The sequence below is a fragment of the Pseudomonas sp. TE3911 genome (assembly GCF_054062775.1).
This window is the reverse complement of sequence record NZ_JBSSFP010000001.1, coordinates 3856026-3870383: the sequence shown is the minus strand read 5'-3', so window position 1 is coordinate 3870383 and position 14358 is coordinate 3856026. Positions and strand designations below refer to the sequence as shown.

Sequence of the window (14358 nt, the reverse complement as noted above, 5' to 3'; positions counted from 1 at the left end):
ATCTGTAACTGATCCACCGCTATCGGGGGCAAGCTCCCTCCCACAGGGGTTCACCTTCTACAGCAGGGGCTGCAGTGTCAGTTAGACCGAATGACGTGCTTTATCTCCTGAAACGCCGCTAACCCCCAAGGCCCCAGCTCGCGTCCGATGCTGCTCTGCTTGTAACCCCCCCACGCCGTCTGCGGGAAGATCACCTGCGGCGCGTTGATCCATACCAGTCCGGCCTGCAGGGCATTTGCTACTCGCTCGGCGCTCTCGACATCGGTGCCCACCACACTGGCCACCAGGCCGAAATCGCTGTCGTTGGCCAGGGCAATCGCCTCATCTTCAGTTGCGAAACTTCGTACACACAGCACCGGGCCGAAGATTTCCTCGTTCCATAACGCACTGTCCAACGGCACAGCGGTAAACACCGTCGGGCGGATGAAATAACCCCTGGCCAGATCCGCCGGACGTTCACCGCCACACAGCAACCGCGCGCCGTCCTCGATGCCTCGCTGGATATGCCCCACTACCCGCTGATACTGCGCACGGTTGATCAGCGCGCCCATTTCCACGTCCTCGGCAAACGGGTCAGCCACGCGAATCCCTTCAGCCCGCGCCCGCAAGCGTTGCAGGAATTCGTCCGCCAAGGTGTCGGCCACCAGGACGCGGCTGGTGGCAGAACACATCTGCCCGGCGTTGAAAAATCCACCGCCGCAGGCCAGTTCCACGGCCAAGTCGAGGTCAGCATCTGCCAGCACCAGCAACGAAGATTTGCCGCCCAGTTCCAGACTGACGCCCTTGATGGTTTCGGCGGCGCGTTGCATCACCTGCACGCCCACCGCATTACTGCCAGTAAAGGAGATTTTCGCCACACGACGGTCCGCTGCCAGCGGTGCACCGACCGCCAGGCCCGTGCCGCAGACCAGGTTGAACACGCCTGCGGGCAGCCCGGATTCGGCGATGATTCGCGCCAATTGCAGCTCTGCCAGGGGCGTGACTTCCGACGGCTTGAGCACCACGCAGCAACCGGAGGCGAGGGCGGGGGCGAGTTTCCAGGCGGTGGTCACCATGGGGAAATTCCACGGCACGATCAGCCCCACTACGCCACACGGCTCGCGGCGCAGGCGAGCGCTGAACTCATCGCTGGGCAGTGCCACCGGCCGGTCTTGTCCGGCGTCCAGGTCCTCGGCAACACCTGCGTAGTACTCGAAGGTGGCGATCACGTCGTCCACATCGATGCCCGCCTCAAACAGCGGTTTGCCGTTGTTGCTCGACTGCAGGTGCATTAAGGCTTCGCGCTGTTCGCGCGCGCCTTGGGCGATTTTGCGTAATAGGGCGCCGCGCTCACGGCCGGTGCTTTTTGACCAGCCGGCAAACGCCCGACTGGCGGCATCCACTGCCTGGGTCACGGCAGCCATGTCCCCTACGCTGACCTGGGCCAAGCGGGATTCGGTCGCCGGGTTGATCACCTCCAGCACGTCGTGGCCAGCACGCCATTCGCCGTCGATATACACACCGTTCAATACTGCGTTCATACCGCGACCTCCTTCATCCAAAGCTCTTGGTCAATTTCAATCAGCGTCGGCCCCTGTCGATCAGAGGCGGCCAGTAATGCGTTGCGTAACGGCTCGATGCCCTCGATGCGTTCAGCCGCGCAGCCCAGCGCCTTGGCCACGCCGACAAAGTCCGGTGTGTAGATGTCCACGCCGACCGGCTCGATGGCGCGGTTGACCATGTATTTCTTGATCTCCTCGTAGCCCTGGTTATTCCACAGCAACACGATGATCGGCGTGCGTGCCTCCACCGCGCTGGCCAGTTCCGGCAGGCTGAATTGCAGTCCGCCGTCACCGATCAGGCACACCACCGGTTGCCCATCGCCGCGCCCCAGCCAGGCGCCGATCGCGGCGGGCAAGGCGTAACCCAAGGTGCCGTAGCCGGTAGAGGAGTTGAACCAGCGGCGTGGGTGGTCGAGGTTGAGGGTGAGGTTGCCGCTGTACACCGGTTGGGTGGAGTCGCCCACCATGACGGCACCGGGCAATGTTTCCAGGATCGTATTGAGGAGCAGGGTTTGCGCACGGGTGGCGGCGTCCCAGGATGGGGCCAATTCAGCCCACAAACGCGCGACGCGTTGGCTGCCCCAGTCGGTGTTGCGCAGGGGTAACTCCTTGCTGTCCAACTCGGCCAGCACGGCTTCGGTGGCGATCTGCGCATCGGCTACCAAGGCGACGTGAGGTGTGTAGTTGCGCACGGTCTGGTCCGGGTCGATGTCGATGCGCAGCAGTGCGCCGGGAATTTCAAACCCGCCCGCGAAGGTCACGTCGTAATCGGTTTCCGCAAGCTCTGTGCCGATGGCCAGCACCACATCGGCTTCGGCGACTAATGCGCGGGTGGCCACCAAGGTCTGGGTGGAGCCGATCAGCAACGGGTGCGCGGCGGGCAGCATGCCTTTGGCGTTGATGGTCAGCGCCACTGGCGCACCGAGGGTTTCGGCGAGGCGGGTCAGCGCGGGCGCGGCATCGATGGCGCCGCCGCCGGCGAGAATCAACGGGCGCTTGGCGCACGCCAGCAACTGAGTCATCTGCTTGATCGCCGAGGGTGCGGCACCGGCGCGCGCGACGCTGATCGGCTTGCTGCCCAGCAGTGCGTCGGCGTTTTCCACCAGCACATCCAGCGGGATCTCGATATGCACCGGCCGCGGACGGCCGGCCTGGAACAGTGCAAATGCCCGTGCCAGCACCCCGGGCAACTCCGCCGCCGACATCAAGGTATGGGAGAACGCCGCCACGCCCGCGATCATCGCGCTCTGGTTCGGCAGTTCATGCAACTTGCCGCGCCCGCCGCCCAACTGGCTGCGTGATTGCACGCTGGAAATCACCAACATCGGGATCGAGTCGGCATAGGCCTGGCCCATGGCCGTGGTGATGTTGGTCATGCCTGGGCCGGTGATGATGAAACACACGCCGGGCTTGCCGCTGGTGCGTGCATAACCGTCCGCCATAAACCCGGCCCCTTGCTCGTGGCGTGGGGTGACGTGACGGATACTGGAACGGGCCAGGCCGCGGTACAACTCTACGGTGTGCACGCCGGGGATGCCAAACACCTGTTCAACGCCATAGCCTTCCAGGAGCTTCACCAACACTTCGCCGCAGGTCGCCATACAAGTCGCTCTTGTTATTGATTCGAGGCGGTATTGGAACGGCTGGCCCGTAGCGGCAACAATCGATAAAAAGTCATACTAGCCATGTCCTCACGTCATGGCTGAGCCCGATGAAACGTCTTCCACCACTGCCCGCGCTGCACACTTTCTGGGTCACGGCCCAGTGCTGCAACTTCACCCGCGCCGCCGAGCAACTGCACATCACTCAGGGTGCGGTGAGCCGGCAGATTGCCGGGTTGGAAAGTCACTTGGGTTACGCGCTGTTCCAACGCCAGGCACGGGGCTTGAGCCTGACCGAAGAGGGGCGCGAGTGGTCAGTGCGTGCGCAGCAGGTATTTGGTTTGCTCGGTGATGCGGTGGAGCAGATCGGCAGTCGCCGCCAGACCCTGCAACTCAAGGCCTCCACCTGTGTGATGCGCTGGTTGCTGCCGCGCTTGATGCAGTGGCAAAAGGAGCGCCCGGACGTGCCGGTGGAGCTCACCACCACTGTGGCTTACACCGTGGACTTTCGCCGCGAGCAGTTTGACGCAGCGGTGATCTACGCACCCATTGCCGAACAATCAGCCGAGGCGCGGCATTTGTTCGATGAGCAACTTACGCCCGTTTGCGCGCCGGGGTTATCGGATGCCTTGCACACGCCGCAAGACTTGCAGCACCAGGTGCTGCTGCATCCCACGCGGGATGAACGGGACTGGGCGTTATGGTTGAAGGCTGCTAACACGCGCTTGAGCAATTTGAGCCAGGGCCATCATTTCGAAACGCTGGACTTGGCGATGACGGTGGCCTCCCAGGGTTCCGGGGTGGCGATAGGCGACAGTGCGTTGATTGGCGAGGATGTGAAGGCGGGGCGGTTGGTGATGCCGTATGAACTTCGGGTACAGACGGGGATGGGGTATTACCTGGTGTATCCACCGGGGACGACGCCGTCGACCGGGCTCGAAGCTCTAATGGATTGGTTAGTCAGCCAGGCACAATCTCCAGAACACTGAAGGGCAAATGTGGGAGGGAGCAAGCCCCCTCCCACAAATGTCAGTAACCGACGGTGAAACGCTGGCGCGAGTGCTTCGGTGTTTCCACTTCGTCAATCATCGCGATGGCATAGTCGGCAAAGCTGATCGAGCTTGTACCTTCGCTGCTTACCAGCAAATCATCCTGGCCCAGGCGGAATTTACCGGTGCGCTCGGTGCCATCGAACAGAGCCGATGGCGACAGGAAAGTCCAATCCAGTTCTTGTTCCTGACGCAGGGTTTCAAGGAATTCAGCTCCTGCGCTGGCCTCTGCCTTGTACTCAGCAGGGAAACCTTCGCTGTCGATCACGCGACCGCCACCCGGCAGCAACAGCGAACCCGCACCGCCCACCACCAGCAAGCGTTTGACACCGGCCTTTTTCACCGGCCCGATCACGGCGCTGGCGGGCAGGGTGGCGAAGTGCGCGGCACTGATCACCACGTCGTTGCCGCTGATGGCCTGTTGCAGGGCATCGGCGTCCAACGCGTCCACTTGTTTGACAGTGACGTTCGGGCGCGCTGCCAGTTTGTCGGTGTTACGCGCAATGGCGGTCACGCTGTGCCCACGACGCAACGCTTCTTCCAGCAATTGGCTGCCGGCACGGCCCGTAGCCCCAATGATTGCGATCTTGCTCATGACGTTCTCCAGTACGGTTAAGGTTTGAGAGTTTTCACCACTTCATTTCGCCCTTGGCGACTTTTGCGCTCAGCTCCAGGGAGCTTTCGTCCGCCAGGGTGGGGTAACGCTTTTTCATGGCCGCGATGAGGGCGGCGGAGTCTTTGGCCTTGGCGGTTTCTACGTCGAAGGCCTTGATGTAGTCGGCGGTAAAGGTGACCGACGCCACGGACGGCGTACCCAGGTAGTGACCCGGAATCACGGTACGCGGTTTCAGGTTTTCGATGCGTTGCAGGGTGGCCAGCCAGTCTTTGTGGGATTGCGCGCCCTGGGTATCGGCCATCCACACATGGATGTTTTGGGCAACCACGACGCCACCGACCACCGCCTTGATCGACGGGATCCACACAAAGCTGCGATCCGGCTGCGGGCCGTCCAGGCCGATAACGTCCAACTGTTTCCCTTCAAGGGTCAGGCTATGGCCTTGCAGCACCTGGGGCACGATGGTTTTAGCCGGTTTGTCGGCGCCCATTTTCGGGCCCCAGAACTCAAGTTTGCCGGCCACGGTGGCGTTGATGTGGTCGACCACCGGTTGCGGAGCCAGCACCTTGGCGTCCGGGAACGCGGCCGTCAGGGTGTCGAGGCCAAAGTAGTAATCCGGATCGCCATGGCTGATGTAAATGGTGGTCAGGTGTTTGCCGCTGGCGCGGATCTTTTGCACCAGTTGCTCGGCCTGGCCCTTGCCGAATTGCGCGTCCACCAGGATCGCGTCTTTGGCGCCGCTGACCAGCACCGAGGTCACCGGGAAGATCGCCGCTTCGCCAGGGTTGTACACGTCGAGGGTCAAGTCGGCCGCCGAGGCATGGGCGGCAAAGGCCAGGGCGGCGGTGGCTAGGGTCATGCGCTTGAGGGTTGAAAGCATTGGGCAGCTCCAGCAATCGGTTCAAAGGATGCACAGAGCTTAGTTGCACTAAACGAGACTAAAAATGCGATGCTGGAACATAGTTTGTTTCTGAAATCGGGCAAATCATGGATCGTCTTCAAGCAATGCGCGTGTTTGTCACCGTGGTGGACCTGGGCAGCCAGTCCGCCGCCGCGGACCATCTGGACCTGTCGCGGCCGGTCGTATCGCGTTACCTCGCCGAGTTGGAAGACTGGGTCGGCGCGCGCCTGCTGCACCGCACCACGCGCAAACTTAGTCTTACGGCGGCGGGCGGTGAGACCTTGCCGCGCTGCCGCCAATTGCTGGAGTTGTGCGGCGACATGCAGGCCGCCGTCAGTGAGCCCGATGACGCGCCCCGTGGCCTGCTGCGCCTGAGTGTCAGCACCTCGTTCGGCCAGGCGCAATTGGCCGAGGCGATTGCCGAGTACGTCAAACGCTACCCTTTGGTCACGGTCGACCTGCAAATGCTCGATCGCACGGTGAATCTGGTGGACGAGCGCATCGACCTGGCCATCCGCACCAGCAATGACCTGGACCCGAACCTGATCGCACGGCGCCTGACCGTCTGTCGCTCGGTGGTCTGCGCCACCCCCGCGTATCTACGCGAGCATCCGGCCCCACAAAAAGTCGAAGACCTGGCCCGGCACAACTGCCTGACCCACTCGTACTTCGGCAAAAGCCTGTGGCATTTCGAAGAAAGTGGCGAGCACGTGTCGGTGCCGGTGCACGGCAATATCACCGCCAACGAGGCGAGCACGCTGCTACGCCTGACGCTGGCCGGCGCTGGGGTGGCGATGTTGCCCAGCTACCAGGCCGGCGATCACATCCGACGTGGTGAACTGGTGCGCCTACTGCCCCGCGCCGAACCCCGGCAGATGAACATCTACGCGGTCTACGCCTCACGCAAACACATGCCGTCGGCGTTGCGCAGCCTGCTGGATTTTCTGGTGGTGAGGTTCCCTGAAGAGCCGGCGTGGGACATCGGTCTCTGAGGCGACATAACCCTGTTGAATGTCGTCCAATAATGGCAACTCGCCCTGACTGGCCTATGCTTTAAACAGCGTCATGTAGATCCGTCCAGAGGTCTCTGTCATGAGCATAAAAACCAGAAAGTACCTGATGATTTTCACTCTCTGCGCCTTGGCCAGCGCACTGTACGGGACTGCCGCCTACCGTGTGGAGCAGACCCGTATGCAGCCGACCTTTGCGATCAGCTGCAACCAGGACCAATGTGTCCCCCACACCGGCAGTTTCAGTGCGCTCAGGTAGTGGTCGATTCGGCCTTGAGTTGCTCGCGAAACGCCTTGGGTGAGAATCCGACCCGGCGGCGAAACAGCCGGGAAAAGTTAGTCGGGTCGGAAAACCCCAACACTTCCGACATTTCATTGATGGTCATGCTGGTGTAAGTCAGCAGGCGCTTGGCTTCCAGCAACTGGCGGTCATGCATGATCTGCAGGGCGGGCTGGCCACCGAGTTCCCGACATGTCCCATTCAGATGTGAGACCGAGATACCCAGCTTGTGGGCCAGATCCTCAATCTTTGGGTGCTCACGGTAGTGCTGTTCGACCAATTGGGTAAACCGCCGGAAATACTCGCGGCCTCTTGGCGCGCGCGGATGGCAACGCTGGATGGCCTGACGGCTGATCCACACCAGCAGCACGCTGACCAGGGCGTGCATCATCATGTCCCGGGCCGGTTGCTCTTCTGCATATTCGTCCTGCAGGCGGGCGAATTGGCTATTGAGGTAGTCACTGTCCTTGCCCGCCGGGTAACTGCCCAGGGTCTGCAAACCGCCGGCCGTTGCGCCCAGTTGGGCCTGCAAGTGGCTCACGAGTGGCGCCGAGAGTGTCACTACATAACCTTCGACATCTTCGGCAAAGCGAAACCCATGCACGCACAACGGCGGCAATATCTGCAGCGTGGCTTCGTTGAGCGTGGTGCGCTGACCTTCTATTTCCAGTTGAGCCTGGCCTTTGTGCACGTACAACAACTGGCACAGATCCGCGTGCCGGTGGGGCTGGATTTCCCACTGGTATTCCCGGCTGCGGCGGGAAATGGTTTCGCAGTGCAACAAATCGGGGGTCGGCCATTGCTGGTTTTCCCCGTAAAGCTTGAAGACCGGAATCGCGGTGTTGGTCATGGTTTCAATCCGATACTCAGGACGGTTGTGCGGTAATCGCCCAAATTGGCAAAAAGCGCAGGGTTTGTCGCAGTTTTCACCTTCTTATGCCAAGCACTCAAGTGAAAAATGTCAGCCACAAGACCAATGACAACTCTTTCACTCAATCCGTTCGAGTGGAACTTGCGGGCCATAAAAATAATGAAAACGCTGAAAACCCAAGTCGCCATTATCGGCGCCGGTCCTTCCGGACTGTTGCTCGGCCAACTGCTGCATAACGCCGGCATCGAGACCTTTATTCTAGAGCGCCAGAGCGCTGACTACGTGCAAGGACGCATCCGCGCCGGGGTGCTGGAGCAAGGCATGGTCGACCTGCTGCGCCAAGCCGGCGTTAGCCAACGCATGGATGCCGAAGGCCTGGTACATGATGGCTTCGAGCTCGCGCTCGACGGACATCTCACCCATATCGACCTGAAGGCGCTGACCGGCGGCCAATCGGTGATGATCTACGGCCAGACCGAAGTCACCCGCGACCTGATGGCCGCCCGCGCGGCTGCCGGCGCGGTTACGCTCTACGACGCGCGTGACGTGCAGCCCCATGATCTCAAAAGTGATCGACCCTGGCTGACCTTCGAACACCAGGGCGAGGCGTTCCGTCTGGAATGCGACTACATCGCCGGCTGTGATGGCTTCCACGGCGTGGCGCGTCAGTCGATCCCCGCTGAATCACTGAAAATCTTCGAGCGCGTGTACCCCTTTGGTTGGCTGGGCATTCTCGCCGACACCCCGCCGGTGCACGACGAACTGGTGTACGCCAAACACCCCCGCGGCTTTGCGCTGTGCAGCATGCGATCGCCGACCCGCAGCCGCTATTACCTGCAAGTGCCGGCTGAAGAACCGTTGGATGAATGGTCGGACGCACGCTTTTGGGCTGAGCTGAAAACCCGCCTGCCCAGCAGCCTGGCCGAGCAGTTGGTCACCGGGCCGTCGATTGAAAAGAGCATCGCGCCGTTGCGCAGTTTTGTGGCTGAACCGATGCAGTACGGGCGTCTGTTCCTGCTGGGTGACGCTGCGCATATCGTGCCGCCCACCGGCGCCAAGGGCCTGAACCTGGCGGCCAGTGATGTGAGTACGCTATTTAGGATCATGCTCAAGGTGTATCGCGAGGGGCGCGTGGATTTGTTGGAGCGCTATTCCGCCATCTGCCTGCGCCGGGTGTGGAAGGCCGAACGGTTTTCCTGGTGGATGACCTCGATGCTGCATCAATTCCCGGAGGCGGACGGCTTCAGCCAGCGCATTGCCCAGAGCGAACTGGAGTACTTCATCCACTCCGAAGCCGGGCGCAAAACCATCGCGGAAAATTACGTCGGGCTTCCTTACGAGGCTATCGAATAGCCTGCTATCGTATTGAGCATTGCCGTGGGCCGACTTTTCCCACGGGCCTTGCTTGAAGGTTCTGTCGTGACTCAGCTCAATCAGCCCGCGCCACCGCTTCCCGCGGTGCGCAGTATTCTCGCCTCGTTGATGATGGCGATCTTCCTCGGCGCACTGGACCAGACCATTGTCGCCGTGTCCATGCCCGCTATCTCCGCGCGGTTCCACGACGTCAACCTGCTGGCCTGGGTGATCTCCGGCTACATGGTGGCAATGACAGTGGCGGTGCCGATCTACGGCAAGCTCGGCGACCTGTATGGGCGCCGGCCGATGATGCTGATCGGCATGGGCTTGTTCACCGTGGCGTCGCTGTTTTGCGGCATGGCGCAAAGCATGGAGCAGTTGGTGCTGGCACGGGTGCTCCAGGGGATTGGCGCTGGCGGCATGATCTCGGTGAGCCAAGCGATCATCGGCGACATTATTCCGCCCCGTGAACGTGGGCGTTATCAAGGCTATTTCAGCAGCATGTACGCAGTGGCCAGCGTGGCCGGTCCGGTGTTGGGCGGCTACATGACCGAGTACCTGTCGTGGCGTTGGGTATTCCTGATCAACCTGCCGCTGGGCGCCGGTGCCTGGTACTTGGCCCATCGCACCCTGGTGGGGCTGCCTGTGCCGCAGCGCAAGCCGATCATCGATTACCTCGGCACCGTGTTGATGATCGTTGGCCTGACCGCCCTGTTGCTGGGTATCACCGAAATTGGTCAGGGTCATCATTGGCGTGACAGTGGGGTGCTGGGGCTGCTGGCCTGCGCGCTGGTGGCATTGGCGTTGTTCGTGTGGCACGAGCGCCGTGCGCGGGAGCCGTTGCTGCCGATGCACTTGTTCGCCAACCGCAGCGCGGTGCTGTGTTGGTGCACGGTGTTCTTCACCAGCTTCCAGGCGATTTCCCTGACGGTGCTGATGCCCCTGCGCTTTCAGACCGTGACCGGAGGCGGGGCCGACAGTGCCGCCTTGCACTTGTTGCCACTGGCCATCGGCTTGCCCATCGGCGCGTATTCCGCAGGGCGCATGACCTCGGTGACCGGACGTTATAAACCGATGATCCTTGGCGGCGCACTGTTAAGCCCGCTGGCGATCCTGGGCATGGCCTTCAGCGCGCCCCAGGACGTAGTGCTTACCGGCGTGTTCATGTTGTTGTGCGGGATCGCCGGCGGGATGCAATTCCCCACCTCCCTGGTGGGCTCGCAAAACTCGGTGGAACAGCGCGACATCGGCGTCGCCACCAGCACCACCAACCTGTTCCGTTCCCTTGGTGGTGCGGTGGGCGTGGCGTGCATGTCGGCGCTGCTGCTGGCGTTGTTGCAGGATTCGAGCTTCGCTCACTTGGCCAGCGGTTCGCTGGTGGCCGAGGGCAGCTCCGGCAATGTGCTGTTGGATGGCCTGAACGCCGCTCCCGGCCCGGCGCAAGATGCACTGCGCGGGGAGCTGGCGGTGACGTTCCGACATTCGTTGATGGTGAGTGCGGCGGTCTCGTTGCTGGGGTTGGCGGCGGCGATTGCGATGCCTAACCGGGTGCTGCGCGGTCGGGAAGATAAAGTTAAGTAACTGACACGATAGCGATCAAAGTGTGGAAGGGGGCAAGTCGAACCGCCCCTCCCACATTTGACTGCATTCCAGTCCAGATCACGGGCTGTAGTAACCCACCGCAACCATGAAATGCCCGGCCTTGCGCACATAGGCATGCTTGTTCTCAATCTTGTCGGTCACCGGGTTTTTCCAGCGGTACTTGTATTCCCCCTGGTCCTGCTCCGCCATCAACTTGAGGATCGGCTCGCCCACCGGCTTGCCGTCCGGGTCCTTGATCTTGCTGAAGTCAGTGTTGACCAGCCGCAGGTTGGTGCCGTGCGCCACGTAACGTTGGGTGTTCAGGTCCACCACAAACACGTAGAGGTCATCCTGTAGGAAGCCGCCCTGCAATGAGTTGATGGCCTTGAGCGTACCGGGTTCATCCTTGAGCAGCGCGTTGACCGCTTTGTTGCGCAAGGCTCGCGCCTGTTCCGGCGTGGCCCGTGGAAGGTAGTAGCCCACGGCCAGGATGCGATCACCCACCCGCTGATAAAACACATGTTTGCGCTCTACCTTGCCGTCGTTCCAGTTCTGCCAACGGTAATCGGCCTGCTGGATACCCTGGTCTTCAGGCACCTTGAGGGCATCCTTGAATGACTGGCTCAGGTCCGGCCCCAATACCTCGTTAACGTCCCGGCCGATCAACGCGGAGGAGGGGCCGCCACTGGCCAGTAGCACGCCCTTGGTATCGATCACGAACACATAACGGTCCTGGTCGATAAATTCCCCCTGGCGGCTGAACACGGCGAGGGCTTTATCGCCATTGGTCTTGTAGTAAGCCAGGGCTTTTTCCAGCAGGGCCTTGGCCGCCTGGGCGTCCTCATCCTGAGTCGTTTCGGCGTGCACCTGGCTGAAACACAACAGCAGCAGCCAGGTGATGCGGAGCAATCCCTTCATGTTCCGTCCTCGTTCTTATTGGTGTGACAAGAGCGTAGTCGGCCTTAGCTCACGGCGCTGCCAACCATTGGTCGACAATGCCCTGGTACACACCGGTCGCGACACTCAGGTGCAACCACTGGTCGACATAGCTTTTCCAGGCCACATCATCGCGGGGCAGCAAAAAGGCCTTTTCGCTGTACTGCATTTGCCGCTCAGGGTTGACTGCGCACAGCCCGGGCTTCTGCTTCTGCTGGTAACGGGCTTCGCTGGCGTCGGTGATCATTACGTCCGCCTTGCCGGCGAGCAGTTCGTCGAAGATGGTCACGTTGTCGTGCAGGCGGATCTGCGCCTGGCCCAGATGGGCGCGGGCAAACACTTCATTGGTACCGCCCGCCGGTTCGATCACGCGCACCTGGGGCTGGTTGATCTGCTCGACGGTCTGGTAGCGCTGTACATCGGCGCAGCGCACCAGCGGGATCTTGCCGTCAACGCCGAGGGACTGGCTGAAAAAGGCTTTTTTCTGACGCTCCAGCGACACCGAAATACCGCCCACGGCGATATCGCAGCGTTGGGCGAGGAAGTCCGGCATCAGGGTTTTCCAGGTAGTGGGCACCCAGGTGATTGTCGCATTGAGGCTCTTGGCCAGGGACTCGGCCATGGCAATGTCGATGCCTTCATAGGTGCCATCTGCGCGCAGCTTGGTGTAGGGCGTGTAGTCGCCGGTCGTGCACACGCTGAGGGTGCCGCGCTGGAGCACGTCGTCGAGGCGTGACGGGGCAGTGTCGGCCAGGGCGCTGGTGGCCAGGCTCGCAAGTACACACAGGGCGAAGGGAGCTTTCATGCGGTCGAGTCCTTGGGGCATGGTCGGGGGCGGTCATTATTTCCAGCCCGGGGCAGGGTGGCAAGGCGTGGCGAATGTTTAGCGTTGGTGTAACCAAACTCCGTCATCCCTGAATTTAATAGCGTATCCAGGCGTGTGAGGCTGCGGGCATCTTCATCACCGTGATTCTCCCATGGACGGTTCCGCCGCCACCCACCTCGCGACACTGCCGTCCATACTGGCGTTCTGGGCGCTGTTCCACTGTCGGCATGCGCGCCCGCCGGATGCCTTTCTCCTACGTTGATCTACCCCATGGATGACGCGGCCCCCTGCGCATCTGCCCGGCAGCGCCTGTGCGCCTGCCTGACGAACACGTATGAGAAACCCAATGAGCGATTTCGCGCGCCTGCAAGAAGCCCAGTCCTTCCTTGAGCAACACCCGGACATAGAGATGTTCGAGCTGTTTATCCTCGACAACAATGGTGTACCCCGCGGCAAGTTGCTGCACCGCGATGAACTGCTGGCGGTGTATGAAAGCGGCCGGCCCCTGCCCAGTACCATCCTCGGCCTGACCATCAATGGCGACGACGTGGAGAACTCTGGTCTGGTGTGGGAGGTGGGAGATATCGACTGCCGCGCTTATCCGGTCAGTGGCAGCCTGCAACCTATGCCGTGGCGGTTGATCCCGACCGCAGCGGTGCAAGTCAGCATGCACCCCACCGAAGGTTTGCCCGCCACCGTGGCCGACCCTCGGCATGTGCTGGCGAAGGTCATCGACGGGCTTAAAGCCGATGGCTATTACCCGGTGATGGCCGCCGAACTGGAGTTCTACTTGCTGGACCAGAAACCCGACAGCCACGGCCGCCCGCAACCGGCGCGGAATGTGGACGGTGGTCGCCCGCGCTCGACCCAGGTCTACGGCCTGCGCGAACTGGAGCAGATCGAACCCTTCCTCGCCGACCTGTATAGCGCCTGCAAGCTCCAAGGCATCCCGGCGCGCACGGCGATCTCCGAATACGCTCCCGGCCAAGTGGAAATCACTCTGGAACACCGCGCCGACGCCCTGCAAGCCATGGATGAAGCGGTGCGCTACAAGCGTCTGGTCAAGGGCGTGGCACACAAACACGGGATGGCTGCCTGCTTCATGGCCAAGCCCTTCGACGACCTGGCGGGCACCGGCATGCACATGCACGTCAGCCTGGCGGATGCCCAAGGCAATAACCTGTTCGCCAGCGAGGCTGCCGACGGCACGCCGCTGTTGCGCCAGGCCGTGGGTGGCATGCTCAGCACCTTGCTTGATTCGCTGCTGATGTTTTGCCCCAACGCCAACTCCTATCGCCGCTTCCAAACCAACAGCTATGCGCCCCTGGCCGCCACGTGGGGCGTGGACAACCGCACCGTCAGCCTGCGCGTGCCCGGTGGCCCGGCAAATTCCCGGCATATCGAACACCGCATCTGCGGCGCTGACGCCAACCCATACCTTGCCGCTGCTGCGATCTTGGCAGGTATTCATCGCGGGATCCGCGAACAGCGCGACCCGGGCGCACCAGTGGAAGGCAACGGCTACGCCCAGGCCACGGAATTTCTGCCCACCGACTGGCTCACCACCCTGCGCGCGCTGGAAGCTTCAAGCTGGGCGCGCGAGACGTTTGGCAGTGAGTTCCTGGGGGTGTACCTGGCGGTGAAGCGCGCTGAGTATCGGCAGTTCATGGGCGAGGTGGGCGAACAGGATTGGCGTTGGTATCTGCATCAAGCCTGAATGGATTGAAGGGCGTGGAGGCTTCGACCTTTTTTTCACGTTGCGGTAGTTAAGCTGCGAATCAAGGTCGTTC

General features: G+C 61.7%; 13 protein-coding genes. 6 read left to right on the top strand and 7 right to left on the bottom strand.

Features of this window, described 5'->3' with window-relative positions:
• Positions 1-77 precede the first annotated feature (77 nt).
• Both ACVWXD_RS17490 and ACVWXD_RS17485 read right to left on the bottom strand, forming a co-directional pair.
• Positions 78-1520, bottom strand: a complete 1443-nt coding sequence (locus ACVWXD_RS17490; RefSeq protein ID WP_457371218.1) for an aldehyde dehydrogenase family protein — start codon at positions 1518-1520, stop codon at positions 78-80.
• Positions 1517-3142, bottom strand: a complete 1626-nt coding sequence (locus tag ACVWXD_RS17485) for a 5-guanidino-2-oxopentanoate decarboxylase (protein ID WP_401382389.1) — start codon at positions 3140-3142, stop codon at positions 1517-1519. Before ACVWXD_RS17485 ends, ACVWXD_RS17490 begins: the two co-directional genes overlap by 4 nt.
• Positions 3143-3252: 110 nt before the next feature.
• On the opposite strand from ACVWXD_RS17485, the gene ACVWXD_RS17480 reads away from it, so the two are divergent.
• Positions 3253-4131, top strand: coding sequence for a LysR substrate-binding domain-containing protein (locus tag ACVWXD_RS17480; protein WP_122752635.1), 879 nt, complete (start codon positions 3253-3255; stop codon positions 4129-4131).
• Between the two features lie 40 nt (positions 4132-4171).
• Here the strand turns inward: ACVWXD_RS17480 and ACVWXD_RS17475 are convergent, their stop codons facing one another.
• Positions 4172-4786: an NAD(P)-dependent oxidoreductase gene (locus ACVWXD_RS17475; RefSeq protein ID WP_095184086.1), complete on the bottom strand. Its 615-nt coding sequence runs from the start codon at positions 4784-4786 to the stop codon at positions 4172-4174.
• Between the two features lie 34 nt (positions 4787-4820).
• Positions 4821-5687, bottom strand: a complete 867-nt coding sequence (locus ACVWXD_RS17470) for an MBL fold metallo-hydrolase (RefSeq protein WP_099601382.1) — start codon at positions 5685-5687, stop codon at positions 4821-4823.
• A 107-nt stretch (positions 5688-5794) separates the two neighbouring features.
• Between ACVWXD_RS17470 and ACVWXD_RS17465 the strand changes: the two genes are divergently transcribed.
• Together ACVWXD_RS17465 and ACVWXD_RS17460 are read left to right on the top strand one after the other, a co-directional pair.
• Positions 5795-6700 carry a LysR family transcriptional regulator gene (locus tag ACVWXD_RS17465; protein WP_099601383.1) on the top strand — a complete coding sequence of 302 codons (906 nt, stop codon included), beginning with the start codon at positions 5795-5797 and terminating at the stop codon, positions 6698-6700.
• Positions 6701-6800: 100 nt separating this feature from the next.
• On the top strand, positions 6801-6977 hold the full coding sequence (locus tag ACVWXD_RS17460; protein WP_163033154.1) for a hypothetical protein: 177 nt from the start codon (positions 6801-6803) through the stop codon (positions 6975-6977).
• Here the strand turns inward: ACVWXD_RS17460 and ACVWXD_RS17455 are convergent.
• The gene (locus tag ACVWXD_RS17455) at positions 6970-7848 is read right to left on the bottom strand and encodes a helix-turn-helix domain-containing protein (protein ID WP_032888697.1); all 879 of its coding nucleotides are present in this window, start codon (positions 7846-7848) and stop codon (positions 6970-6972) included. The genes ACVWXD_RS17460 and ACVWXD_RS17455 overlap by 8 nt on opposite strands.
• A gap of 189 nt (positions 7849-8037) precedes the next feature.
• On the opposite strand from ACVWXD_RS17455, the gene pobA reads away from it, so the two are divergent.
• Positions 8038-9222 (top strand): 4-hydroxybenzoate 3-monooxygenase, encoded by a 1185-nt coding sequence (gene pobA, locus ACVWXD_RS17450; protein ID WP_178075188.1) that lies wholly within the window; start codon positions 8038-8040, stop codon positions 9220-9222.
• Between the two features lie 66 nt (positions 9223-9288).
• The gene (locus tag ACVWXD_RS17445; protein ID WP_457371217.1) at positions 9289-10806 is read left to right on the top strand and encodes an MDR family MFS transporter; all 1518 of its coding nucleotides are present in this window, start codon (positions 9289-9291) and stop codon (positions 10804-10806) included.
• Positions 10807-10884: 78 nt separating this feature from the next.
• Here the strand turns inward: ACVWXD_RS17445 and ACVWXD_RS17440 are convergent, their stop codons facing one another.
• A complete protein-coding gene (locus ACVWXD_RS17440; RefSeq protein WP_032888706.1) occupies positions 10885-11724 on the bottom strand; it encodes a cache domain-containing protein in 840 nt (279 codons plus the stop codon).
• A 49-nt stretch (positions 11725-11773) separates the two neighbouring features.
• Positions 11774-12547, bottom strand: a complete 774-nt coding sequence (locus tag ACVWXD_RS17435; protein WP_099601386.1) for a transporter substrate-binding domain-containing protein — start codon at positions 12545-12547, stop codon at positions 11774-11776.
• A 367-nt stretch (positions 12548-12914) separates the two neighbouring features.
• On the opposite strand from ACVWXD_RS17435, the gene ACVWXD_RS17430 reads away from it, so the two are divergent.
• Positions 12915-14285: a glutamine synthetase family protein gene (locus ACVWXD_RS17430; protein ID WP_457371216.1), complete on the top strand. Its 1371-nt coding sequence runs from the start codon at positions 12915-12917 to the stop codon at positions 14283-14285.
• The last annotated feature ends 73 nt before the right edge of the window (positions 14286-14358 follow it).

What these genes read in the sequence shown, in the direction of transcription:
- ACVWXD_RS17430 (WP_457371216.1), top strand. Translation starts at nt 12,915, where the DNA reads ATGAGCGATTTCGCGCGCCTGCAAGAAGCCCAGTCCTTCCTTGAGCAA.
- ACVWXD_RS17480 (WP_122752635.1), top strand. Translation starts at nt 3,253, where the DNA reads ATGAAACGTCTTCCACCACTGCCCGCGCTGCACACTTTCTGGGTCACG.
- ACVWXD_RS17470 (WP_099601382.1), bottom strand. Translation starts at nt 5,687, where the DNA reads ATGCTTTCAACCCTCAAGCGCATGACCCTAGCCACCGCCGCCCTGGCC.
- ACVWXD_RS17440 (WP_032888706.1), bottom strand. Translation starts at nt 11,724, where the DNA reads ATGAAGGGATTGCTCCGCATCACCTGGCTGCTGCTGTTGTGTTTCAGC.
- ACVWXD_RS17490 (WP_457371218.1), bottom strand. Translation starts at nt 1,520, where the DNA reads ATGAACGCAGTATTGAACGGTGTGTATATCGACGGCGAATGGCGTGCT.
- ACVWXD_RS17460 (WP_163033154.1), top strand. Translation starts at nt 6,801, where the DNA reads ATGAGCATAAAAACCAGAAAGTACCTGATGATTTTCACTCTCTGCGCC.
- ACVWXD_RS17465 (WP_099601383.1), top strand. Translation starts at nt 5,795, where the DNA reads ATGGATCGTCTTCAAGCAATGCGCGTGTTTGTCACCGTGGTGGACCTG.
- ACVWXD_RS17435 (WP_099601386.1), bottom strand. Translation starts at nt 12,547, where the DNA reads ATGAAAGCTCCCTTCGCCCTGTGTGTACTTGCGAGCCTGGCCACCAGC.
- ACVWXD_RS17475 (WP_095184086.1), bottom strand. Translation starts at nt 4,786, where the DNA reads ATGAGCAAGATCGCAATCATTGGGGCTACGGGCCGTGCCGGCAGCCAA.
- ACVWXD_RS17485 (WP_401382389.1), bottom strand. Translation starts at nt 3,142, where the DNA reads ATGGCGACCTGCGGCGAAGTGTTGGTGAAGCTCCTGGAAGGCTATGGC.
- ACVWXD_RS17455 (WP_032888697.1), bottom strand. Translation starts at nt 7,848, where the DNA reads ATGACCAACACCGCGATTCCGGTCTTCAAGCTTTACGGGGAAAACCAG.